Origin of the sequence: Westiellopsis prolifica IICB1, from assembly GCF_004323185.1 — a bacterium.
GTDB lineage: Bacteria > Cyanobacteriota > Cyanobacteriia > Cyanobacteriales > Nostocaceae > Pelatocladus > Pelatocladus prolificus_A.
In genome coordinates, this window is record NZ_NAPS01000003.1 from 1 (window position 1) to 25,899 (window position 25,899).

Sequence of the window (25,899 nt, forward strand, 5' to 3'; positions counted from 1 at the left end):
CTAATACTGCATAAAATAGCCAAGTAGCCCACACCTGTAATTTGATACCATTAATAGAGCCAGTCCACAAATAAGACAGCCCCAATAAACGTTTAGGGACTTCCAAGGAATAAAATCACCAAATACAATAATGATAATCATTCTGAGGGGGTGGAAGGAGAAGCAGCCGTAGGCTGCTTCTCCTTCCACCCCTATTCGTAGTAAATTCAATTTGGATGGAAATTTTTGTGTGGAGAGGAGTGTTGCTCGAATTAACTGATTCAGTCAAAAAAGTATTCAAGCAAACAGCTAGCCAACTCAAAGGAGCAGCACGACGGCGGTTTCAAGCACAAGTTGTGTTGGAGTTCGGTTATGGAGGACAATTACTGGCTCAAAAAGAATTGGGGTGGGATAGAAATACTATTCGTAAAGGAATTAAAGAATTAACTAACAGGATTACTTGTGTAGATAATTATTCGGCAAGAGGACGTTGGAAGGCAGAAGAACATTTACCAAATCTTTTAGAAGATATCAAAAAATTAGTCGATTCTCAAAGTCAAACTGACCCAAGTTTTAAAAGTCAAAGGCTGTATACACGCCTGACTGCAAGTCAAGTAAGAAAGCTATTAATTGAAAAGTTAGGTTACAGTAATGAACAGTTACCGACAGAAGAAACAATTCGCGTCAAATTGAATTATTTAGGTTATCGCCTCAAACGAGTGGCAAAAGTTCTTCCCCAAAAAAAATTCCAGAAACAGATGCAATCTTTGAGCAATTAGCAATAGTTAATCAATCGGCTTTAGATGATAAGAGCGTTTTACGTCTAAGCCTTGATGCAAAAACTCGTGTAAATATAGGCTCATTTGACCGAGGAGGTAAAAACAGAGTTTCAACTGAAACTGAAGACCATGATTATCATCCAAAAACAACCGTAACTCCTTACGGTATATTTCTTCCAGAGTTAGATGAACTATTTTTATACTTTACAGAATCCAAGGTGACGAGTGATTTTATTGTTGATACTTTAGCAGATTTTTGGAAATCAGAAAGCTGGCGATTCCCAGAAATAAAAACTTTGGTTATTAATCAAGATAATGGAGGAGAAAATAATTCTCGGCGAACTCAGTTTCTGAAACGTATAGTTGAGTTTTCTCAGTCATATAAACTAAATATACGTTTAGCTTATTATCCTCCATATCATAGTAAATACAATCCAATTGAACGAACCTGGGCAGTTTTGGAAAACTACTGGAATGGCAGCATTTTAGATGAGATAGAGACAGCTTTAAACTTTGCTCAAAATATGAAGTGGAAAGGTAAACATCCAATTGTGAAGTTGGTAACTCAAACTTATGAAAATGGAATTAAGCTGACTAAAAAAGCTATGTCCAAAATCGAAAAACAAATTAAACGTCTGACCAATTCTACAAATGAAGATTTCCCAAATTTAGGTAAATGGTTTATTGATATCTATTGTGAAGCAACATAGTCTTTAATTTTTTTAACAGCTTTTATAAAGCTATAAATTAAATAAACTCGCAACTACCCCAAGGACAAACGAAAGAGAAAGGGGTGTAAATCCTTCACGAATATTTGAGGGGGAGAAAGTGCTTGCCGTCGGCAAGCACTTTCTCCCCCTCCTAATGATTATCATTATTGATTAAGAACTGTCTCTTGAATTTTTTTGATTAATTTATTATTTGGAAGTCCCTTAACTGAATAAAAAGCTTCTTCGATGAGCCAGCCACAATGCCACTATAAATGTCTGAATTGTAATTTTGACGTGGCATAAGTTGTAGTCCTGGAGATTTACTGTATTTATAAAGTTGTGGCTGAATTGAGGTAGGTAGACATAGCGAGCATCTAATCAAGCCATTTTTGGCGGGTAGCATAGCCAAGGGGTAGCAAACGACGTTGGCGTAGACGCTCCACTTCTGCGGCATCAGCCCAAATAATCCAGTGTCGGGGTGGTTGTTCTTGCTGTCTTGCTTTCACCCAACCACGTTTTACCCAATTGTAAAGCGTAATATTAGGCATCCCAATTGTGCGAGCCAAATCTGGTAGCCACCACTCTGCTTCCTTAAGAACATCTGGGTTGTCAGAACAAGAACGCTTTAGGCACAAGCCCAAGTGTCGTTTTAGCTCCAAGACACCCTGACGATTAAAGGTGTCACGGCATTTTGCTGGATGATAGCCTTCTGAATTAAGACGTTGAGCGATTTCTTCAGAGGTTAATCCTTCAGTTATTAAACTCTTCAGACGTTCGCAAAGCTTGTCATATTGTGACAGTTGAGTAAGCTTGGCAACAGGACGAACGATACTATGTTCTGTGCAAGTACCTCCTACCCATTCGATAATAATTTGAACTTGCTCGCTATCACCAATAACCTCAACAATTACTTTTGCAATCACCTGTCGGATAATTTCTTTGCGTTGAGAATTTGTTGTAGTTGCTGCAACCCATAAAGCCGGAATGTCTTGGGCTAATTGGCAAATCGCTTCACGTTCAGTATTCGAGAGCAAGTGAGGCTGTTGATGGCAGAATCGTTGGTAATCTTCTCGTAATGACTGTTGTACAGCCAATTTTTCTTCCCATTCGGTGGCGAGTTGACGTGCTACAAGTCGGTTTTCAGGTTCAACCAATCGATAGTGCCGTCCAGCTCGCTCGGCTTCAAAAGTGGCTCTTTCCAATCGCTGTTGCCACAGTTGGTCAAGCTCAAGGCGCTCTTGTTCGATATATGTTGCTGCCTCCAAAGATAATTCTAAAGCCGCAGGTGTAAGCGCTAGTAAAACCTGTTGGCTAACAAATTTATCGAGTGCAGCTCCCGCAAGTTGCTGACACCTCTTTTCTCCATAATCCACAGCCTGTTGGCAACATACATAGCGATGATGATGCGCCTGACTGTACTGAACAGCCATGCGACAACCACACCTACCACAAACCAACAAGCCCGACAATATTGAAGGCCCGTGGCGTACTGCACCTAATTCCTCAGCTCTTGCCTGGTTAGACTTCAATCGTGCCAAATTCCACTGATATTGCTCCCAGGAAATATAAGCAGGATAACAATCTGGTAACAACACATGCCAATTATCTGGGGCAATCACAACTCTTCCAGTACTTGGTTGTCCCGCTTGTTGCTTGCGGGGATCTATTTGACGACGACCATATGCATAAGCACCTGCATACAACGGATTTTTGAGTAAGTTTTGCAAAGTCATACGATGAGGACGATGCCATTCCAAATCTCCTTTATTTAGTCCCGTTGGGACTCGAATCCCAATTTTGATATCATTTTTAACTAAGTATCGCAGCACGGCATTTAGAGTACCCAGTTCCTCAAACTTCCGAAATATTAGCCGAATTACCTGCTGAACTTGTTCATCTGGGTCAAATGCGACTTCTCCAGAAGGACGACGGACATAACCAGTAGGTAGTAAAAAATTTAGTTCTCCCCGTTGTGCTTTATTGAGCTTGCCCTGCACCATTCTTTGCTTAATAATGTGCAGTTCTGCTTCACTCATTGTTCCCTTTAAACCAAGAAGTAAGCGGTCATTATAATTGCTAGGGTCGTAGACTCCATCCAAATCCGCAATTAGTGTTCTAAACAAAGCACAGATTTCCAACAGTTGATGCCAATCTTTGGACGAACGTGCTAGTCTTGACATCTCTATACCTAGAATCAGCCCCACATGATTCATTCCTACTTCTGCTACTAATCGTTGGAATCCTTCTCTACCTTGTGCGCTAATTCCAGATTTTCCTAGATCATCATCAATTACTAGCACTCGTTCTTGGCTCCACCCCAAAGCGATTGCGCGATTAACCAAGCCATACTGAAGTTTTGTTGACTCTTGATGATCTAGTACTTGTTGCAATGTTGACTGCCGAACGTAAACTACTGCCAATTTTTCTTGGTGACAGGGAAGAATTTTTTCCGATCGCAATGAGTGTAATTCAAAATTCTGGCTCATTGCTACTCTCCTTTGCTTGAATTGCTATCTTCATCTGCTTTTCCAGCATCCCAGACAGCAGACATAGCAACCGCTTGCGGTTGCGTAGTGGGAGCTTTATCCACACTGAGGATAGTTTCTCGCTTATGGGTGGGGGGGGATAAGTTGGTCTGGCATACAACACCTTGTGAATTTGTTGATACCTGGGATGCTTTCAGTTTTCTGGCTACTTCTACCAGTTTGAGCAACCCTTCAATTCCAATGATAGGATAGCTGGAGTCGTTTGTCTTTATAGATGTATTGTGGCTGGTTAATCTCAATTCTCCATCTTCTTCGGTATAAATCTGCCACGACATAAGGAGGTAATATAGCAGGATCGAGAACAGAAGTAATGTAAGAATAACTAGTTCTACCAACCTTTATTTCAATTAAACGTAAAGTTAAAATTGGTGCGCCACGGCGAACAGTCCCAAGTTGAATCAATCGGTCTTTAACCGAATGGTCATAGCTGAAAATCTTTAAGCATTTAATAGAAGCTTTAGCTTTTAAACGGGTAATAAAATGAACTTCTTGGTTAATAAGTTGTTGTAAAAATTGGAAATGATAAAAACCTCTATCAAGTAAAATCAGAGTTTTAGCTCTTAGTAAATTCAGTAATGACGCTTCAAAGTTCGTCTCCGATGCTGCGGGATTAGTATGAAACCAAACTTCAACGGGTAAACGAGTCACCAAATCAATAACTGTACAAATTTTTCCGGCTAATTGTCCTGTTTTTAAGTCTTCCAGGCTTTTTAACTTCCGAAATAAAGCTTCTAATGTTGACCCATCAGCTATCAAAATTCGGTGAAAATTATGCAATGCAAACTTAACACTATCTGGTAGTGGTCGCCTCAGTCGTTGCTGCCAATTGAGTTGTAACTGAGGTAGTAAATCTTTAAATACACGCTCAAATAACTCAGCAGGGAAAACTAAAAATCTTTCTGATAATGATTGTTGAGCAACTTTTGTGGGATGACACCATAATAAACCTTCTCTTGCTAGCAGGCGATTTAACTCTTGAACGCCAGGAACTTGCCGCCATAATAGTGTTAAAACTGCTGCCACCATTAACGATAAATTCAGAATCCTATCTCGTAATCCTAACTGCTTATAATATTTTTGTTGGTTAATAAAGCTTCTAAATGCGACGCGATCGCTTCATTATCTATCGTGGGAGTATTATGCCGTTGTGCGTGATCAGAATTTTGTTTTGGTCGCTTGGGCATAGTGATAAACCAAACTTTTCATTACCTCGTTTGATAATTGAATTTACCTAACAATGCTGCTCACTTTTTACGTCGTTACAATACTTTTTCATCTTCTATTTCAGCTGTTAAAGACTTAAAGATAATGATAATCAAAAATAGGGGGATGAGGCGAGCATCGCTCGCCTCATCCCCCTTTGCTCCACACGATTATCATTCTTATTAAGAATATTTTGAGTATTTTAACTGATTGACAAAAGGCGCTTTATCCTAACCTATCACCGATGGACCGAATCAGCCGTTCCACCGCTTCGGGTATTGGTGGTTCTAACTTTAACTCCCGTAAACGTTGATACACTGCTGCTTCTAATGAGGAGGCTTGACGGTCGTATGCCAAAACAGACTCGCATAAGTCCTGTAAGCGACAAGAACGGGACTTACTAGAGTATGCAGCCCTGGTTGGCTATCAAGTGATTGGTGTTTGGAAGGAAACAATTTCTGGGACTAAAAATAGCCGTACCGAGCGGTCTGTTGTGATGGCGTTAGCTCAAAGTCATAAAATTGATGATGCTAGTAACCACCTTTGTACTTGAACAATCGCTATATTAAAAATTGAGCTTAAATCCTTTATATACTCCATTTTTAAATATGAGTTTACATAATTGGAGACGCAAGCGTGGTGTTGTACTTAGCCCTAAGGGGTTGGATAGACTTCAAGAGGCAAAGCGTAAGTCGGAAGCAGAGGAAAATTTTGGAAAAAGGTACACCCTCGAAGAAATCAGTGTACGCTCTGGGTTATATACTGGTACAATCTCCAAGGTGCTAAATTGTGAAGGAGGGGTTGACAAAAGAACAATTGAGGAGCTATTCAAAGCTTTTCATTTAAAACTAGGAAAAAGTGACTATTTAAGCTCTAATACGCGTATAGATTTTGGGGAAGCTATCTCTGCTCCGGTTTTTTATGGGCGCACAGAAGAACTTGCTACGTTAGAGCAATGGATTGTTGATGAGCGCTGCCAATTGGTGGCACTGTTGGGAATGGGAGGCATTGGTAAAACATCTTTGTCTGTAAAGCTTGCTCAACAGATTCAGGAGAACTTTGAGTACGTTATCTGGCGATCGCTACGAGAAGCTCCATCACCTCAAATTATCCTGGCTAATCTACTCCAATTTCTGTCCGACGAGCAGATTTCAGAAGCTGACTTACCAAAGACAGTAGGCGAAAGAGTATTGGAACTGATTGACTATTTGCGCTCATCACGCTGTCTTGTGATACTCGATAATGTGGAATCGATTCTACGCAATAGTAGTAGCTCTGGACAATATCGAGAGGGATATGAGGGGTATGGTGAGTTCCTCAAACGAGTGGGAGAGGCAAATCACATTAGCTGTTTAGTGTTCACTAGCCGGGAAAAACTTAAAGAAGTAGCCTTATTAGAAGGCGAAGCACTACCCGTACGCTCACTACGACTGGGTGGTCTTAAAGCGGTACACGGGCAAGAAATCTTTAAGCTCAAGGACATATCTGGAACAGAGGACGAATGGACAGCAATAACTAAGCGTTATGGAGGCAATCCATTAGCCTTAAGGATAGTTGCTACAACCATTCAAGACGTGTTTGATAATAAAGTATCTGAGTTTTTGAAACAAGATAAGGTTGTTTTAGGCGATATTAGGGATATTCTAGCTCAGCAGTTTGAGCGCTTGTCAGATTTAGAAAAGAGCATAATGTACTGGTTGGTGATTAATCGTGAGCCGATTGGAATCGCAGAATTGTTTGAAGATTTTGTCCCGCCAATACTACAAGCAAAATTAGTGGAGGCTGTGGAATCTCTGTTGCGGCGATCGCTGATTGAAAAAACTGTATCACTGTTCACACTACAACCTGTATTAATGGAGTATGTGACTGAGCAACTAGTGGCTCAGGTTTGTTCAGAGATTGTTCTAAAGAAAATTGTACTTCTCCGGTGCCATGCTCTAATGAAGGCGACTGCTCCCGACTACATCATCGACGCTCAAGTTCGCCTGCTCCTCCAGCCAGTTATAGATGGGTTGCTTAATCACTTTGGGAATACTAAAGGCATTGAAAATCAACTTACTCAAATTTTAGTTACACTACGAGAAACATCGCCCTTAGAACCCAGTTATACGGCTGGAAATATTTTTAATCTGCTTTGTCATCTGAGAACCGATCTAAGTGGCTATGATTTTTCTGATCTAACTGTTTGGCAAGCAGACCTAAAGAAGGTGAATTTGCACAATGCGAATTTCCAAAATGCTAATCTAGCTAAATCTGTTTTTGCTGAAACTCTCAGTTGCTGTTTTTCAGTAGCCTTTAGTCTCAATGGAAAAGTTTTCGCTACAGGTGGTAACTACGGTGAGATTCATTTGTACCAAGTTATAAATGGGAGGCAAATTCTCACTTTGAAGGGTCACACTGCTTGGATCTGGTCAATCACCTTCAGTCCTGATGGTAATGTTGTTGCTAGTGGTAGTGATGACCAAACAGTAAAGCTATGGAATACTAGCACTGGTGAATGCCTCAAAACGTTGCAGGGTCATAGTAGCACGATCCGATCAGTTGCCTTCAGTTTTGATGGTAAGATGCTGGCAAGTGGCAGTGAGGATCAAACGGTGAAGTTATGGGATGTGGACACAGGTCACTGCCTCAACACTCTAAAGGAAAATGGTAGCAGGATATTTTCAGTTGCCTTTAGCCCAAATAGCGACACACTGGCTAGTGGCAGTGACGACCAAATGGTAAGATTATGGGATATCAGCACTGGTCAATGCATTAAAATCTTGCAGGGGTACACAGGTTGGGTGTGGTCGGTTATCTTCAGCCCGGACGGTCAGATGTTAGCGAGCGGTTCTCATGACAAAACGGTGAGGCTGTGGGATGTCAGCACAGGTCAATGCATTAAAATCTTGCAGGGTCATACTAACTGGGTAAACTCAGTCAGCTTCAGTCCTGATGGTAAAATGCTGGCGAGTGGCAGTGAAGACCAAACGGTGAAACTGTGGGATGTCAGCACAGGTCAATGTCTCAAAACTTTAAAGGGAGATTGGAATAGGGTGTGGTCAGTCGCCTTTAGTCCTCAAGGTAATATGCTTGCTAGTGTAAATGATAACCAGACGCTATATCTCTGGAATACCAGTAATGGTCTTTGCTTCAAGACTTTGCAGGGTTATAGCAATAGGGTGTGGTCAGTTGCCTTTATTCCTCAAGGTACCATACTTGCTAGTGGCAGTGAAGACCAAATGGTGAAACTGTGGGATGTCAGCACAGGTCAATGTCTCAAAATTTTGCAGGGGCATGGTAATCGGGTTACATCAGTCACCTTCAGCCCAGATGGTCAAATGCTTGCTAGTGGTAGTGAGGATCATACAATAAGACTGTGGGATATTACTACTGGTAGATGTCTCAAAACTTTGCAGGAGCATGGTAATAGGGTCTCATCAGTTACCTTCAGCCCAGATGGTCAGATAGTTGCTAGTAGCAGTGAGGACCAAACGATCAAGTTGTGGGATGTCAGTACTGGTCGTTGCCTTCAGACTTTGCAGGGGCATACGGGTCGGGTATGGTCAGTCGCCTTCAGTCCGAACGGTCGTACACTGGCTAGTGGTTGTCATGACCAAACAGTGAAACTCTGGGATATCAGCACAGGTCAATGCCTTCAGACCATGCACGGTCATACTGGTTGGGTATGGTCTTTATGTTTCAGTATGGATGGTCGCACCCTTGCTAGTGGCAGTAGTGACCAAACGATCAAGTTGTGGGATGTTAACACAGGTGAGCATCTTGGAACTTTACAGGGTCATACCAATTCTGTACACTCAACCGCCTTCAGTATAGATGGTCGCACCCTTGCTAGTGGCAGCAGTGACCAAACAATCAAGTTGTGGGATGTTAACACAAGCAGCAGCGTAAGAACCTTGTCAGGACATTCCAAGCTCATCTGGTCGGTAGCCTTTAGTCCCAACGGTCAAACCCTGGCCAGTTGCAGTGAAGATGAAACGATTAAGCTTTGGGATGTTTCAATCGGTGAGTGCCTGAAAACTTTGAGAAACTCTAAACCTTACGAGGGTATGAATATTACTGGGGTGACTGGTTTAACTGAGACTCAAAAAATTACTCTGAAAGATTTAGGGGCAGTTGAGTATGGGAGCATGGGGAAGATATAGCGGTGCGATGTAGAAGTTGAGTGTCAGAGGACTAAATAAATCCTCATAAAGTGAGTGGGGAGACGACTCTCCCGGTGAAGTCTGTCTCACCGTCCCCACGTAAAAGAGTCTCAGACTCCGGTCACGTTGGCAGTAAGTAATGAACCCACATTCCGCACTTCAGAATGTAATATATAATGCTTCAACAAATCTTACAAAAAACCGTTAATGGTATTAAGTATTAACACTGCTATTTTTTAGGCTTTTGGCGATCGCTATTTAACTACCATTAGCCCAAACTTCATAAGACAAGCATATTACAAAATGAAGTGCGGAATGTGGGTTACAGACATGCAGAAACCTGAATTTTTTGGCTATCGGCAAGCTCGAAGGCAGCGTGAATGGCTTGCAAAGCAGTAATACCCTGTTCTCTAGCCACTACACAGCTGATTTTGATTTCTGATGTGGCGATCAAAAGAATGTTGATTTGGTGCTGAGCTAGCGCTTCAAACATTCGTGCCGCAACACTTGGTTGTTTAATCATGCCTGTACCGACAATACTGATTTTGGCGATCGCATTGTCAAGGACGGCTTCACTCCAACCGAATTCTGCCGCTGCTTCTTGCAAGATTTTCTGGGCAATTTCCGCATCGATTTGCGCTACGGTGAACGTAATATCTCGTTTGGGAATGTTATCAATCCAGTGGTAACGCTGAGACTGAATGATCGTGTCAACACTGATACTGCGTTGCGCCAATAGTTCAAACAGCTTAGCTGCTATTCCTAGACGATCTGGTACTTGGCGAATGATGAGACGTGCTTGGTTCATATCCAAAGCAACACCCCGAACAGGGAGACTAAAGGAAGCTGAGGAAGTTCCTGAAGCGAAGGTGTACTTATATGTGTGTTTAGAAGCTGGGAAATTGTTTACTTCAAAGGCTTTACAGAGAGCTGCAACCGCACGCTCGCAATCTGCTGCATCAATCACGCAACTAATTTTCACTTCACTGGTGGAAATCATCTGAATATCAATGCCAATCTCTGCCAGTGTGGCGAACATCTTGGCAGCGATACCAGGACGCCCAATCATTCCCGCACCAACGATGCTGACTTTAGCAATATCTTGCTCTACCACGACCTCAGCTTCTGTTGGTTTGGAGTTAGATTTGCGGCGGAATGCAGTGGCAATCCCCTCTGCCTCTGTTTCTACCCGTTCTAAAAACGGTGTTTTCACAGTAAAAGCAATATCGCTTGTATTTCCTTCTAAAAGCGACTGGGTAATCAAATCAACATCTACATTTCTGTAAGCAATTTTACTAAACAGTTGTGCAACTATACCTGGTTTATCAGGTATATATCGCAACATCATTTTAACGAAATTGGTATCGTATTCTACACAATCTACCGTTCGAGAAATCTCCAAATTATTGAGTGGTCGTGGTTCTGGCTTTGGTGAAATTATCCAAGTACCTGGTTCATCTGTCATACTTGATCGTACAACCAAAGGCACTCCATAGTTACGAGCAATTTCCACTGCGCGGGGATGCATTACTTTTGCCCCCAAGCTGGCAAATTCCAACATTTCATCGCAGGTAATTTGATCCATTAACTGGGCTTCTGGTATCAAACGAGGATCTGTAGTTAAAATTCCTGGTACATCAGTATAAATTTCACAAAAACTTGCTTTTAATGCTGCTGCCAAAGCAACTGCTGAAGTGTCGGAACCACCACGTCCTAGTGTAGTGATTTCCAATTCATTTATACTGGTAATTCCTTGAAAGCCTGCCACTACAACTACTTTACCTTCCTTGAGATGCCGTTCAATGCACTCTGTTTGGATATGCAGAATCCGAGCACGGGTGTGTTTTGGTTCTGTAATAATTCTTGCTTGCGCCCCCGTCAAAGAAATTGCTGGCTGTCCCAATTCCTGCAATGCCATTGAGAGTAGTGCAATGGAGACTTGTTCCCCCATAGAGAGAAGCATATCCCATTCCCGGCGGCTAGGATTTTTGGAAATTTTGTTGGCTAATTCGGCTAGTTGATCAGTGGTTTTACCCATCGCGGAAACTACCACTACTAGGGAGTGACCCGCTTTAACAGTTTTGCAGACTCTAGCTGCAACGGAGAGGATGCGTTCAACTGAACCAACAGAAGTACCACCGTATTTCTGAACTATTAGGGCCATAACTGGTGTTTAGACTAAATAGACAAAGAAAAGGTATTTGTAAGTCACACAAATCACTTGACAATAGAAGAGGGAGTGGGCTCTGTTTTTCTTCCACATCCCCTTTTTGCCTCTACATTTCCTTGACAGATATCTCCAATGGGAAGAAGCTTAATCAAAAGATTGTGCGGTATCAAGCAACAGCCTCGTGAGATACTTCGTAAGCAGTTGATTGCTTGAAGTTTGTTCTTATTGTCCTATTTGCTTCTGTAGTGACTTGAAGCAGTAACTCCTGTGCCAAAGCTATTGCCTGTTGTCGAATTTCAGGCACAGCCGTTATTTCCCAAAGCTCGCCTTTACGTGTTGAACCTAATGTATATAAGAGTTCTGAGGGCATACCAGTCGCGTCCAATAGCGCACCATTAGGGGCACACGCTAAACCTATTTGCAAGGGGTCAGAGCAAATAAGACCCTGAGAAAACAGGTTGTTTATCAAGGGATGTTTCAACTTCTCATAATTGGATGCTGGACCAGTACAGTTCACAACACGGCTTGCCCGCAAAACGATATCTTCTGTTGTATGCCGCTTGCGAATAGTTACATCAACTCCACAACTATCCTCGCGGTAGCCTAGAATGTGACCGGCATATACGACTAGTTGACCTGAAGAAAGTAGCTTGTTAACTATCTGTGCAATCTCCGGCGCAATTCGATGACGGTGGATATCCCAGTAGGGACGAACGTGACGTAAAAACCGCTGCTGTTCTTTTACAGAAAGAGTCTGCCAGAGGTTCTGAGTTATCGGACGTAGCGAGTTAATGACAGTCCGCCAGTCTTGACCAGAAGCGGTAGCAAACTGCACCTGTTGACGGACAAGGTGGATCAACGCTCGAATTGTTTTGGGAGCTGCTTCAACGGAAATAAAGGGAGGAATAGGAGGAGTTATTTTGTGGGGAAGAGGCAATAACCCATGTCGCGATACTGCATAAATCTTGCCTCTATGACCTTGCACAAATAAAGTGAGAATCAAATCTACCATAGTTAACCCTGTTCCAATTAACAAAACTGGGTCATCAGGGTCAAGACCTGTCAAAGCTTCAGCAGAATAGGCATTGCCTTTGTAGCGGCTGCTTTTGTAGAAAGAGCGTTCTTGTACCCACGGGTCGGCTGGAGGAAAATTGCCCACAGCCAAAACTATTCTGTCTGCTCGTATAACCCGACCGCTACTTAGGTACACAGTTGCATCGCGATCCCTCGGCTTAATGTCAAGTGCTTCGTCAGTTATCCGTTCTAGATACACGTAGTTGGAGGCATTGATTTCTGATTCATCCAAGATAGCCTGAATGTAATCACCGTAAATCTTGCGTGGAACAAAAGTGTTTACCGTCACAACAGAGGCTACAAAATTGTCAATCGTGTAGTTTTGTTTTTGAATCCAATGTAGGAAGTGATTGGGGTGATCGGGAAAAGCGCTGATTTGACCGGCAAGAGCATTTAGTAGATGATAGGGAGAATAGGTATCGTAAGCGACTCCTCGTCCTAACAGTGAATTGCGTTCAATCAATTTGATATTAAGAGGATAAGTTGCTGTCTGTAGTAGATGAGTGGCAACCATAGAACCACTGAAGCCACCACCGATAATAGCGATGGTAGTAGAAGAATTGTCTTTATGCATAAAACCCTACTTTATTTCATGTTATGGTTGAACAAAGTACAAAACTGAAAGTTATTTGAACTAAGTTACTTGATGGTGAAACGAATAAGAATAGATAAAACTCGTTTTATCTGAGGTTTTGATCATTTACACAAATTAGTTTACAAACTCCATAACTTGTCTTAATGGCTAAATCCCAAACTAATTTTGCCTGTGAAAACTCGCGTGGCTTGTCCTGTCATGTAAACACGTTGATCTGTGGCTGACCACTCAACTTGCAAACAGCCACCAAGAAGTTCTACAGTTGCAGTGTAATTGCACCTTCCTGTCAACACACCAGCCACTAATGACGCACAAGCACCAGTACCACAGGCTAAGGTGTTACCTGCACCCCTTTCCCACACCCGCATCTTAACGTAGTCAGGACGCACCACCTGGATAAATTCGGTATTTGTCCGTTGTGGGAAAGCTGGATGATATTCAAAGTGTGGACCTATTGTTTCTAGAGGAATTGTTGCTACATCTTCTACAAAAGTAATACAGTGGGGATTACCCATGCTCACACAGGTGACATTCCAGGTTTTCCCTGCAACTTCTAGCGGCTGATTAATGACTTTTTCCTCATCTGGGCAAAGCGTTGTGGAAATTTCGCTAGCCAGTAACCTAGGTACACCCATATCCACTTTGACTTGATCATTTGGCATAAGTTGGGGTGTAATGATACCAGCCAGGGTTTGAATGTGATATTGAACGCTTTTTCTGGAATTACCCTCTAAGTCAGCCAAAAAAGCGGCTAAACAGCGTATACCATTGCCACACATTTCCGGTTCTGAACCATCAGAGTTGAAAATCCGCATGGTGTAGTCAGTACCGTTTTCTCCAGGTAAGGCAAAAATAACACCATCTGCACCGACACCAAAGTGGCGCTCGCACAAATATACCACTTGTTCTGAAGTCAGTACGGGTTGTGATGAGGAGCGATTGTCAATCAAGAGGAAGTCATTACCTAAACCATGATACTTAGTAAATTCGATTTCCATTTCCCAAATTCATGAAGTTTACTTGTGTTTTCTCTTAATGTGATATCTTGATAGGAAAAGTGATCTGGCAAAATTTACAATATCTGTGTCTTGTCTGTGAAACAACAGCAGACTATGGAAATATGCAAATATCTGTAGGAAAACCTGAACACTGAAGGTGATCATCCTACACTTTAAACTTCTCGATAATTCGCTGCATTGCCTCTTCCACATTCTCTCGGCTATTAAATGCTGAAATGCGGAAGTAGCCCTCCCCTGCTGCACCGAAGCCAGAACCAGGTGTACCTACTATATTGCAGATATGCAGCAAATAATTGAAGAAATCCCAACTTGACAAACCATTAGGTGTTTTTACCCAGATGTAAGGCGCATTCACACCACCATAAACCAATAACCCGGCGGCTGTCAGCTTCTCACGAATAATCTTAGCGTTTTCCAGATAAAAACTAATGAGTGCTTTGATTTGTGCCTGTCCTTCCTCAGAGTAGACTGCTTCGGCTCCGTGTTGTATAATGTAGGACACACCATTAAACTTGGTGGATTGGCGACGACTCCATAGCTTCCACAGTTCGACATCAGAACTATCTGCGGCTTTTGCCTTGAGTGTTTTCGGCACAACTGTGAATGCACAGCGGGTACCAATAAAGCCTGCATTTTTGGAAAAGGAGCGGAATTCGATCGCACACTCTCTTGCTCCTTCTATCTCATAAATGGAGTGGGGAATTGACGGATCGGTGATAAAGGCTTCATAAGCTGCATCGAAAAAAATAATGGAGCCATTTGCAAGAGCGTAGTTCACCCATGCTTTCAGGTGATCTTTGGTGGCGACAGCGCCAGTGGGGTTATTGGGAAAGCAGAGGTAAATTAAATCAACCTTCCGAGAGGGAATCGTTGCGGTAAAATTGTTTTGCGCTGTAATCGGTAGATATACTAAACCCTCATATTCACCTTTATCCTTGACAGATCCGGTATGTCCTGACATGACGTTGGTATCCACATAGACAGGATAGACAGGGTCTGTGACAGCAATAATGTTGTCATTGCCAAAAATATCAAGGATATTACCTGTGTCACACTTTGAGCCGTCGGAAATGAAGATTTCGGATGCATCAACTTCGCATCCCCGTGCCTGGAAATCGTGAACTGCAATTTTCTCCCTCAACCAGGCGTAGCCCTGCTCTGGTCCGTAGCCTTTGAAGGTGGCGTAATCACCCATGTCTTCCACTGCTTTAATCATCGCCGTGCGGCAAGCTTCTGGTAGTGGCTCTGTAACATCGCCAATCCCCAGCCGGATAATCTTAGCATTAGAATTAGCTTCCATAAAAGCACTGACCCGCCGCGCAATTTCAGGAAACAGGTAACCTGCTTTCAGCTTAAGGTAGTTATCATTAACAGTTGCCATAATAGATTGTTACAAGCGTTATAAATGAACAGCTTACTGCTGATTCATAGGTGCGATATATTCGTTGCTCTCACCGATGCTACCCAACTCCAAAAATCTAAAATCTCAAATGGGTATTTGCTGAGTTTCTTAGAGTATTTTTTCTAATCCATATACCAATGACTTTAGCTGTAACACTTTGCGAATTGCCAGTAACACTCCAGGCATATAGCAAGAGCGATCACTTGTGTCGTAACGAAGGGTATAGATTTGACCGGGCGCGCCAAAAATTACTTTCTGATGGGCAATCAGCCCTGGTAATCGGACGCTATGAATACGAATGCCTTTGTCTAGTAAACTACCCCTGGCTCCCAGTAACTTCTCCGTCTCCTCAACAGGTTGTTTATTAAACTCTTTACAGATTGTTGCCAGCATCTGAGCAGTGTGAATTGCCGTGCCACTAGGAGCATCTGCTTTTTGGTTGTGATGCAGTTCAATGATTTCAACGTGGTCAAAATAGTGAGATGCTGCCATTGTAGCTTGTTGCAGCAGAACTATACCAATCGAGAAGTTAGGGATAATCAGACACCCTACACTAGCTTTATCGGCAAAATCTGCCAAATCTTGAATTTGTTCTGGACTTAACCCTGTGGTGCCAACAACAGGATGGATACCGTATGCGATCGCGCTGCGAATACTATCATATGCTGAACTGGGATGGGTAAAATCTACCATTACCCCTGGCTGTATTTTCTGAGTTATAAAGGTTAGCGTCGGTTCCAATTGATTAGTAATTGGAATTCCTAGGGGCTTACCCAAACCCGCTAGCTCCCCAGCATCTTTACCTTGATATTCTAGACTCGTGTCAATTGCACCCATTAAAGTCATATCCGGCGCTTGTGCTACAGCCTTCACGATCTCACGACCCATTTTGCCAGCAGCACCATTGATAATAACTGGAATCTTGAATTGATCAATCATTTTTATCACTAAAAGTTTGTGAACTTTATCACCTAGTTAAAGTACAAGGGATTTTGAGGTGAACGTTGACTATTGATATTTGACCGATGCTCTGGAATGTATTTTCAAACTCTCAAATGTCATTCTGAGGTAAAGAAGTGGAGCGAAGAATCTTGGTTTCTTGGCATAATTGGGAGATACTTCGCTTCACTTCGCTTTGCTCCGTTCAGCATGGCACTTTTTATACTTTTTAAAACTTATCCTTCATTATTTACTTCGTGTTATTAGCCAACTTTTTAGACTGAATCTAAACGTAGTTATATCGTGTTTACAGGGTGACAATTTAGTGCAAAGTTTACTTTTGTTACTCTCATATTTCCTCCATTTACAAACGGATTACAGTTTATGAATCTTTCTATCAGTTAGGGAAGTTGTAAATTTGTCAAAATCTGAATCAAATAATGTTTTCAGGTATTTTGTTTTTCCAGTCTGATAGAAGAGGGTGAAACCAAGTTCCTTCAGAATCGCCTCTAACTTTTGACTCACTTCTACGGAGTCTTCGTCATGTAGCGGTAGACGAGTTAAATCAACCTTCCAATTTAGAAGTTTGAGTGCTATCTTGACTGGGATAGGATTTGTAGTTGCAAACAACGCTTTAAACAACGGAAAGAGTTGTAGATGAATATCGCTTGCCACTTGAATTTGACCTGCACTAAAGGCTTGGATCATCTGCTGTAGTTGGTTTCCTACCAGATGAGAAGCCACACTCACCACACCCTTTGCCCCAATTGCTAATAAGGGTAAGGTTAAAGAATCATCACCAGAGTATATGTGGAATTCTTTTGGCGTTAGGCAGCGAGTTTGGCTTGCCTGATCTAAATTTCCACTAGCTTCTTTTATCCCGATAATGTTGCTAATCTCAGCTAAGCGGGCAACTGTTTCTGGTTGAAGATTTTGACCAGTACGACCGGGAACATTGTATAGTAATAACGGTAAATCGAGACAGGCTTGCGCTATTACCTGAAAGTGTTTGTAAAGCCCTGCTTGCGGCGGTTTATTGTAATAGGGAACAACTTGTAAAGAACCGTGAACTCCTATTTGAAAGGCTTTCTGAGTCATAGAGATTGCTTCCTTAGTAGAATTGGAACCACATCCTGCTATGACTTTGGCTTTACCTGCCACTGCCTGTAACACTACAGCAAGCAACTGGTATTTCTCCTCCCAAGTCAGAGTAGGCGATTCTCCTGTTGTGCCACAAACCACCAATGTATCTGTACCGTTGTTAACTAGATGTGCTGCCAATTCTGCTGCTACATCATAGTTGATACTGCCGTCTTCTTTAAACGGCGTAATCATAGCGGTTAGAACTCTTCCAAAATCTACCATTTTCTCCACCCCTAATTATTCTGGTTTTTGTGTTTTGCTATTTTTTACTGCAATAGCCTACCTACAAAAGCTGTTTAGGGGTGTTAACGCTAAAAGTTGCTGGTTGGGAGAAACATTTGCGTTTCTGTTGACTGTTTGAGGTAAATACTGACTACAAGAACGTTGAATCCTGAGACTATCAATCAATATCATAAGCTAACTCTAAAAGCTGTTATTGTTCAAGTTACAGGCATGATTGTTCTTCCAATTCTCTGTAACTAGTTGCAGAGATTCAAGAAAACTTAAAAGCAATGGATCTTTACCATATTTATTAGCTGCTTGATACATCAAGTCTCTCAGCAGATTGTATGCAATTAACATTCCATAAAGTTCTTGTTCAACTAGCTGGGATTTTTTGCTCCGGAAAATAGTTGGCATTTGTCCCCTCAATGTTGCACATTGATGAGTCTTGATTTCATCTGTACAGGATTTTTCAGTTCGTAAATTTGTTATTGGTTATCGATTTCATTCACGGGTATTGGTCTTAGAACCGTTGCAATGTCCAAAGTTTGTGTAAGGCTTGGGCAGTCATTCGTTTTATTGTGACCATTCTGTCGGCTCCCTGTCCCAACGGTACCGACGCAGTTCCGCCTTGAGTTCCGCAGGCAGCCTTGTGCCGTCGCTGACGGCGATGTTAGCACGTACATGTTCAAGACGGCGCATACCTGGGATAACCGTGCTTACAGTTGGGTTATCCAGAATGAAGCGCAGTGCAAGCTCCGGCAGGCTCCAGCCTTGTGGCACAATCTTCTTCAATTCTTCAGCGCGAGCAACACTTTCCTTCAGGTTTTCCGGTACGAAGTACGAATTGCGCCAATCTCCTTCTGGCCATTTAGTGTCCTTAGTTAAAGTGCCAGTAAGTGTCCCTTCGTCAAACGGCACGCGCGCGATTACACCGATATCCATTTCTTGGCATACCCGGAACAACTCGTCCTCTGGTGCTTGATCAAAAATATTATAGATGACCTGTATTACATCGATCAAGCCAGTACGGAGCGCTTCGATCACGTTCCACGGCTCCCAGCGGTTGATGCTGATGCCAAGTGATTTGATCAGCCTTTGCGATTTCAGCTCATTGATCGCTTTTTGCCAAGATGAATCATGAGTCCAAGCATCTTCCCAAACGTGGAAGTGCATCAGATCGATAGAGGATATACCCAGGTTGTGTAGGCTCTTTTCCGTATACTCGCGAATATGATCGTTTGGAAATACGTCTTCTAGCCGTGATTCCCGTGTTGATGGCCATTTCCGATCCTTTGGTGGAATTTTTGTGCCAATGTAAAGCTTCTTGTCAGAATTGCGGCGAATCAGCTCGCTGAGCAGCTTTTCACTGTGGCCTCGACCATAAATCCAGGCTGTATCGAAGAAGTTGCAGCCGAGGTTAACTGCCTCCTGCAAACTCTCTATGCCAGATGTGTCGTTCGATCCGGTCCAACCACCTTCACCACCGCCGATGCCCCACATACCATAACCAATCTCACTGACTTTCCAGCCTAATCTACCCATTCTCCTATACAGCATTTTTACCCCCCAAATGATTTTGATTGATAAATTAAATGAAACAGTTAAGCACAAATATATGGAAGATGACACGAAGCGGGAACGCGGCAAAGATCCTTGAAAACTCAAACACAGTTATCGTGGTAAGTACTAACGCAACTTGCTAGTTAGTGTCTCTAAATGGTATCAAATGGATAGAAAATATCCTACGATATCTAGTTTTAGGCACAAAACTTTAAGATTTTGTACTTAAAAATAGGTGCTTTTTTATAACTAGCAACTTGGGTTACTAAGATACCAGTAATCATGTCAAGGATTTCCACAAGTCTTATTTAAGTAACCTGGTTAATGACCGAATACCACTTCATGTCGCCTACCATTTACAATTTTCTTCTTGATTCAATCATGATTTTAGCAAGTTTGGTGTGATGATACTTTGCATAAGTGTCAAAAATACCTGCCTCAACTGAGTTCCAATGGTTCCCCCATTGGTGCAGCAAAGCCTGAGTTCTGGCACAAGAAAAGTAGAGTGTGTTGTCGGTGAATAGACTAGTTAATTTAGCACTACATTCTGGATCCTCTTCGGTTGCTTCCGGCAACAAAGTTAGTAACAGCATGAGGTCTTTATCTACCGATTCTTGAGCACACATCTTACGTAGAGATGCCCAAAACTCACTATAGGAAACTTTTCGCAGCTTAAATTCTGATTGACAGAAGCTCTCTAGGAGATCGTCGAAGAGAATTCCTTGTGGGTGGAATACATGAAAGCAGCCATGGCTCACCTCACAATTGTTGACCAAAGCGACGATAAAGCGACTAACATAATCGACTGGTGTATAATCTAGCCGAATTGGACTGGGAAAGCGTAGACCAAGCTTGAGACAGCCTCGGATCAAAGTATCAGATAGTGCTTTAAAGTTGGGAATTCCAGTGCGCGAACTTGGCATCACCTCTCCTAGTCTATAGATAGTAAGGGGTACTCCACGTTTGTACACTTGCCAGACTATCTTTTCCGCCACCCACTTAGACTGGTTGTAGCCACCGTCTGGAATAGCTGTATCAAAAGGTTCTGTTTCCTCCTTTATCTTATCAAATGCAGATTTGTTAATTGGGAACACACTCAAGGTGGAGATGTAATGAACCTGTTTGCTCTTACCAGTGATAGCCAGCTTCAAAATCTCCACTGTACCAATTACATTGGTATTACGATGATGATAGTAATCATGCAAGAAGTTTACCATAGCACCATTGTGTATTATCGTGTCGATAGTATTGGCAAGTTGATCAAATTGCCCTGGTATCAGATCGAGCTCTGGCTTACTCAGATCACCAATAACTGGAATGATGCGCGGCGCAAAACCATCTTGCCACAGATTGTAGTGCCTCAGGTTGTCACACAGGTGCTCGTAGGCAATTGCCTTGTCGCCATCCCGCACTAAACAGAAAACTTTTACGTCACTCGTAATCAACAAGTCGTAAAGCAACTGTGCACCGATAAAACCCGTACCGCCTGTGAGAAACACGTTTTTTGGAGGATGCTGTTTGTTTGGCGAGGTCGCAATGCACAAAGAATTTAGTATCGTTTCGGAATTGCATACCACCTCGGCAGCTAAGGTCGTAGCCTCCTGATTAACCCCAAGTTGGCTGGACTTACCATTGCTACCAAAGAGCAGCACTGCTTGATCACGTATGGTTGGATGTATGAACACGTCCTGCACTGATAGCTTGACACCAAGCTGTTTTTCCATAGCTAAACTAAGATTTAACGCTAGTAGGGAGTCACCACCACAGGTGAAGAAATCGTCATTAATACCAACGAAGTCAAGTTTGAGTACCTGCAACCAAACTGAACGAATCATATACTCTTGAGGTGAAACGATTTCATCCTGGAGCGATGTGCGGTTGCTACCTATCTTGCTTACCATGTTGGCTAACGCCTTGCGATCAATCTTACCGTTGTGGTTAAGTGGCATTGCTTGTAGTAAAAAGAATTTCTTTGGCACTGAGTACTTTGGCAATAGTTGCTCAACGTGCCGACGTAAGGTGGCTGTATCTAGGTTGCCCTCCGTTACCACGAAAGCCACCAGCATCTTGTGTTCAGTGTCACCATACACTACAACTTTACTCTCGCGCACTTGTGGGTGATTACCTAGTACGGACTCGATTTCGGTCAATTCGATACGGATACCACCAATCTTTACTTGGAAATCTTTGCGACCAACAAACTGAAGCATACCATCGGAGCGGTAGTAACCAAGGTCACCAGTACGATACAGTTTTTCTCCTGGAATTTCTTGAAAATGGTTGCTAACAAATGCTGCTGCAGTCTTCTCTGAGTCCTTTAGATAGCCTACCCCGAGGCAGTCACCACCAATGTAGATCTCACCAACAGCTCCTGGTGGTGTCAGGTTCATGTTCTCATCTAAAACTGCCACATAGGTATTGTCAATTGCTCGCCCAATTGGAATCGACTGGCTGTCAGCCTTAGTGACCTCGTGGAAGATCATGCCAATTGAGGCTTCAGTTGGTCCGAAGGTATTGGTAATGCCAATATGCGGTAGTATTTCCTTGAATCTCTGCACTGCTTTCGGGCTAATCTCCTCACCACCTATCAAGAGCTGCCGCAGTGATCGCAACTTCTGTGCTAAAGCAGGCTCGCCTCTTAGTAAATTAACCATGGCGTTGAAAATCGATGGCACGAAATCCGTCATAGTAATTTTATTGGCAGCAATAATCTCGATGGTCTGGGATAGGTCCAAGAGTTGCCTAGGAGGTGGAATAACTACTTGACTACCGTTGGTCAGTGGCCAAAGCATTTGCCAAATCGAGGAATCGAACACATGCTTACTGTTTTGTAGTACTACGTCGCGACCATTACTTTGATAACGACGGCTCATATACATAAAGCGATTGAGTAAGCCAAGATGAATATTTAAGGTACATTTCGGTATTCCAGTAGAGCCGGAAGTGAAAAAGCCATAGATCAAATCCTCCATGCCGATTTGCACACCGTGGTTATTGTCGTTGCGCTCAGGTAAGTCGGCTTGTGCAACAGCAAAAGTCGGCACGTTCAGCTGGTCAAACACTGGATCTGACTCCGAGTGAATCACCAATTTAGGGCCTATCCTGTCAATCAACAGGCAAATACGTTCCGCAGACCAACTCAGATCTATTGGTATAAAAACAGCCCCAAGTTTCATTAGTGCGATAACCACTATTGGCAATTCGAGACAGTTATTCATTACGAATGGGATCAAATCACCCTTGCTGATACCTGCTTCCCGTAATTGAATGGCTAACTCGTTTGCCTTACCGTTTAGTGAACGATAGCTCAGTGTTGTATTCTCGAAGGTAACTCCAATTCGATTCGGTGTAGCTGCTGCTTGATCCTCAAACAGTTGCAGAATGGTGCGATCTTTTGGATAGGCTAGACTACGACCGTTCCAGTCGACTAGGAGGCGACGCCGTGCCTCTGGTGCGACAATATTGATTTCACCAACGGCATTAGAAGAGGATGCCGCCAGGTTAGCAAACATCTGAGCCACGCAACCCACCAGATGCTCCATTGCTTCCTTAGCAAAAACTTCAGTATGGAAGTACAGTTTCAGAGTGACTTGGGAATTGGTCACAACAAAGCGGAACAGTATCTGTGGGATATTGCTGTTAGCCGATTCAATGACATCCGTTGTCACAAACTCAAACCCAGCATCTGTTGCTCCCGATTCGTTCTTAGTTTCAGGTATCCTAGTAGTATCTATGGTCAAGACCGAGCGTGCTTGACCAAGCACAGCAGCGAAATCTTGCTCTTTCGCAAAATAGAGTTTCACCGACCGGGTATCAGTTGCCTTATCGGTTCCTGTCGTAGCAAGTCTCAAATGTATTTCCGCACGTTCAGCATAGCGGGATAAAACGCAAGTGGTGACAGCCAAGCAAATCGCCTCACCATCGCTATCCTCACTTACTCCAAAAACTTCTGCAAATGCACTAAGATCTTCACAAACAACAGCTTGCACACTACACCAGTTACAGGTATTTACCTGAAAAGTTGAATAATCGGAAGTGGTGACAATTCCAGGAGCAAAACTTGTCAATCTCATAATTAACTCCGAGTCTAGATCAATATTTCCAGTTATTCCAGACAGAATAATTAATCTTTAATTCGCGGCAATATTCTGCGAATCACCATTTTTCTTTCCATACCCTCAATACCACATCTTTAATACTTCAAAAGCTCACACACTTTCTCTCTGGGCTTATCTTAGTACCATTCGTTTTTGTAGGCAAAAATTACGTTTCTTTCAAAAGGAATAGTCTTTTTTTCTTATCCCGAACTCAGTTTAATCTGAGTTTGAGTAAGTTTTACAACAAAATAGATAGCGGTGCTGAGGCATGTTCATGAACAATCAACCATACACCGTTGCGCCGTTCCCAAACATCAGTCTGGCGACAATTTAATTTAATTGGTTGACCGTTTTTGAGTTGAGCATCCATACGAAAAGTAAAGGTTGTCCAAGCAAAGTTACCTTTGCGAACGGCTTTCAGATCGTCATTAGCTGAGAGATGAAAATTTGTCACTTTGTCCAAGATGTACTTTTGAGCATCATCTGCATACTCTTTCCATCCTATGTTTTTAAGAGGTGTTAAGTCATAGAAAATAAGTTCAGCATTCTGCGCATAAAATTTTGCTGTTGCATCAGCGTCAAGAGTATTCCACGCGACAAAGCTTTCGTCAATCAACCGCTTAAACTCAATATCATCAGGCGATCGCTTCTCTGCATTACTAACTTGAGCAGGCTGTGCAATAGCATTCTGGGTATGAATTAAACTGAATGGTGTTATCAGTATTATCAAAGATATTATTGCGATCGCGAATGTCAACTTGAATGTTCTAACGAGGTACATTGTGCTTTCTCCTTGGGAGTAAAAAAATTTCTGCGATCTGTTAAACTTGGTTAAGGTTGAGTATATTTACAAAGAAAGGCAAAGAGCAGAAAGCTGGAAGTATTAATAAAAACTTTAGTTGTGGGTATAAAGCCTACTAAAAAGATTTGTGTCGAGATTGCTTGCAACGAGGCACAAGGCGTCCTTGCTTCAATCGCACTGCGCGTGGGTTCCCTTCTGCCTTCTGCCTTCTGAATAGAGCATCGCCAGTTTTTTCAACAAAATTAACCTTGCAAAGCAACTAGCCTTTGGCTAAACTCATGGATTGAATCAGAATTTCAGCAACTTCTGGACGGGAAAATTCTGGAGGCGGAGTCAAACCATTCCTGAGCATCTCGCGTACCTTGGTGCCTGATAGGTGTATTCGTTCTTCAGGAGTGCTGGGGCTGGTTTTGGCAGTGGCCATTGATTGGGTGCGAGTGCAGTAGAAAGCGTGTTCAAACTTCAAGGGAGTAATTCTCAACTCTTCGGATGTAAATTCATCAAAAATATACTGTGCATCGTAGGTGCCATAGTATGAGCCTACCCCTGCATGATCTCGTCCAACAATAAAGTGGGTGCAGCCGTAATTCTGACGAGCTATAGCATGCATGATAGCTTCCCGTGGACCTGCGTAACGCATTGCTGCCGGAAAAACACCCAGAAGTACGCGGTGTTGGGGATAATACTTTTTAATCAGAACTTCGTAGCACTGCATACGTACGCTTGCCGGAATGTCATCAGACTTTGTCATGCCTACTAGTGGGTTAATGAACAAACCATCAACTAATTCCAAAGCGGTTTTAGTAATGTATTCGTGGGCACGATGAATAGGGTTACGAGTCTGAAAAGCCGCAATGGTATTCCAATGGCGCTTTTGAAACTCAGAGCGGCTAGCCTTTGGAGTCAAACGGTAATCCAGGAAGTCATTTTGGGGAATGGGGTTGATGAGTTTAATTGAACCACCCAAGTAAACTTCCCCTTCCGCGCGTAGAGCTTTGACTCCAGGATGTGCATCTTCAGTAGTAAGGTAAACTTTCTGTGCCTCGAAATCTTGGTCAGGTTTAAACTTGCTAGTAATGAGCATCACTGCCAGAATGTCACCATTGGGGTGAGCCAAGGCAATTTCAGAATCTAGCTTGTAGTCGTCAGAAACAAACTCAGGAATTTGTAGGGTAACAGGAACGCTCCAGGCAAGACCACTGCTTAACCGCATATCCTTGACGATGGTGTAATAGTCCTGTTCTCCGACAAAGCCATCGAGGGGGCTATAGACTCCTGTGGCAATACACTCAAGGTCTGCAAGATTGCGCTTGGAAAGAATCAGACGGGGCAGAGCATGAGCATTTTCCAGGGTGATATCACCCTCTTTACTATGCAAGTAACAGTCAACAAGCTTGCCTCCGTGGGGCTGAATCAAGGTTTTGTTTATCATCTCTTCTCATAACATAGGTTAAAAGTAAGGGTGATGTCGTACATCTGTTGGTATCTTTGCAAGCGTGAATATTTGCAAT

Annotated in this window: 15 protein-coding genes and 2 pseudogenes; 2 read left to right on the forward strand and 15 right to left on the reverse strand. The window is 42.7% G+C overall.

Annotated elements, in window-relative coordinates; genetic code table 11:
• Nucleotides 1-215 precede the first annotated feature (215 nt).
• Nucleotides 216-1,468, forward strand: a pseudogene (locus tag B4U84_RS25695) (ISAzo13 family transposase).
• 374 nt (nucleotides 1,469-1,842) lie between these two features.
• Here the strand turns inward: B4U84_RS25695 and B4U84_RS25700 are convergent.
• The 4 genes and pseudogenes from B4U84_RS25700 to B4U84_RS31975 form a co-directional block, all read right to left on the reverse strand.
• The gene (locus tag B4U84_RS25700; RefSeq protein WP_131121064.1) at nucleotides 1,843-3,954 is read right to left on the reverse strand and encodes a recombinase family protein; all 2,112 of its coding nucleotides are present in this window, start codon (nucleotides 3,952-3,954) and stop codon (nucleotides 1,843-1,845) included.
• A gap of 2 nt (nucleotides 3,955-3,956) precedes the next feature.
• Nucleotides 3,957-4,181 carry a hypothetical protein gene (locus tag B4U84_RS25705; protein WP_131121065.1) on the reverse strand — a complete coding sequence of 75 codons (225 nt, stop codon included), beginning with the start codon at nucleotides 4,179-4,181 and terminating at the stop codon, nucleotides 3,957-3,959.
• A 10-nt stretch (nucleotides 4,182-4,191) separates the two neighbouring features.
• A pseudogene (locus B4U84_RS25710) lies at nucleotides 4,192-5,198 on the reverse strand (IS4 family transposase); the annotation flags it as partial.
• A gap of 244 nt (nucleotides 5,199-5,442) precedes the next feature.
• Nucleotides 5,443-5,574, reverse strand: coding sequence for a hypothetical protein (locus B4U84_RS31975; protein ID WP_278248357.1), 132 nt, complete (start codon nucleotides 5,572-5,574; stop codon nucleotides 5,443-5,445).
• A gap of 251 nt (nucleotides 5,575-5,825) precedes the next feature.
• Here B4U84_RS31975 and B4U84_RS25720 point away from each other — a divergent pair, with 251 nt between their 5' ends.
• On the forward strand, nucleotides 5,826-9,362 hold the full coding sequence (locus B4U84_RS25720; RefSeq protein ID WP_131121067.1) for a WD40 domain-containing protein: 3,537 nt from the start codon (nucleotides 5,826-5,828) through the stop codon (nucleotides 9,360-9,362).
• Nucleotides 9,363-9,684: 322 nt separating this feature from the next.
• Here the strand turns inward: B4U84_RS25720 and B4U84_RS25725 are convergent, their stop codons facing one another.
• The 11 genes from B4U84_RS25725 to sat all read right to left on the reverse strand — a co-directional run bounded on the left by B4U84_RS25725 (nucleotide 9,685) and on the right by sat (nucleotide 25,820).
• Nucleotides 9,685-11,526 (reverse strand): aspartate kinase, encoded by a 1,842-nt coding sequence (locus tag B4U84_RS25725; protein WP_131121068.1) that lies wholly within the window; start codon nucleotides 11,524-11,526, stop codon nucleotides 9,685-9,687.
• A gap of 172 nt (nucleotides 11,527-11,698) precedes the next feature.
• On the reverse strand, nucleotides 11,699-13,180 hold the full coding sequence (locus tag B4U84_RS25730; protein WP_131121069.1) for an FAD/NAD(P)-binding protein: 1,482 nt from the start codon (nucleotides 13,178-13,180) through the stop codon (nucleotides 11,699-11,701).
• A 161-nt stretch (nucleotides 13,181-13,341) separates the two neighbouring features.
• Entirely contained in the window at nucleotides 13,342-14,199 is an 858-nt protein-coding gene (gene dapF, locus B4U84_RS25735; protein ID WP_131121070.1) for a diaminopimelate epimerase, read from the reverse strand.
• Between the two features lie 166 nt (nucleotides 14,200-14,365).
• Entirely contained in the window at nucleotides 14,366-15,601 is a 1,236-nt protein-coding gene (locus B4U84_RS25740) for an LL-diaminopimelate aminotransferase (RefSeq protein ID WP_131121071.1), read from the reverse strand.
• A 129-nt stretch (nucleotides 15,602-15,730) separates the two neighbouring features.
• The gene (dapB, locus tag B4U84_RS25745; RefSeq protein WP_131121072.1) at nucleotides 15,731-16,561 is read right to left on the reverse strand and encodes a 4-hydroxy-tetrahydrodipicolinate reductase; all 831 of its coding nucleotides are present in this window, start codon (nucleotides 16,559-16,561) and stop codon (nucleotides 15,731-15,733) included.
• A gap of 375 nt (nucleotides 16,562-16,936) precedes the next feature.
• On the reverse strand, nucleotides 16,937-17,926 hold the full coding sequence (gene dapA, locus B4U84_RS25750) for a 4-hydroxy-tetrahydrodipicolinate synthase (RefSeq protein WP_131121073.1): 990 nt from the start codon (nucleotides 17,924-17,926) through the stop codon (nucleotides 16,937-16,939).
• A gap of 201 nt (nucleotides 17,927-18,127) precedes the next feature.
• Nucleotides 18,128-18,343, reverse strand: coding sequence for a hypothetical protein (locus tag B4U84_RS25755; protein WP_131121074.1), 216 nt, complete (start codon nucleotides 18,341-18,343; stop codon nucleotides 18,128-18,130).
• 159 nt (nucleotides 18,344-18,502) lie between these two features.
• Nucleotides 18,503-19,471: an aldo/keto reductase gene (locus B4U84_RS25760; protein ID WP_207391008.1), complete on the reverse strand. Its 969-nt coding sequence runs from the start codon at nucleotides 19,469-19,471 to the stop codon at nucleotides 18,503-18,505.
• Between the two features lie 374 nt (nucleotides 19,472-19,845).
• Complete coding sequence (locus tag B4U84_RS25765; protein ID WP_131121075.1) at nucleotides 19,846-23,562, reverse strand: non-ribosomal peptide synthetase family protein; 3,717 nt, start codon at nucleotides 23,560-23,562, stop codon at nucleotides 19,846-19,848.
• A 262-nt stretch (nucleotides 23,563-23,824) separates the two neighbouring features.
• Nucleotides 23,825-24,367 (reverse strand): YybH family protein, encoded by a 543-nt coding sequence (locus B4U84_RS25770; RefSeq protein ID WP_131121076.1) that lies wholly within the window; start codon nucleotides 24,365-24,367, stop codon nucleotides 23,825-23,827.
• A gap of 280 nt (nucleotides 24,368-24,647) precedes the next feature.
• On the reverse strand, nucleotides 24,648-25,820 hold the full coding sequence (sat, locus tag B4U84_RS25775) for a sulfate adenylyltransferase (RefSeq protein WP_131121077.1): 1,173 nt from the start codon (nucleotides 25,818-25,820) through the stop codon (nucleotides 24,648-24,650).
• Nucleotides 25,821-25,899 lie beyond the last annotated feature (79 nt).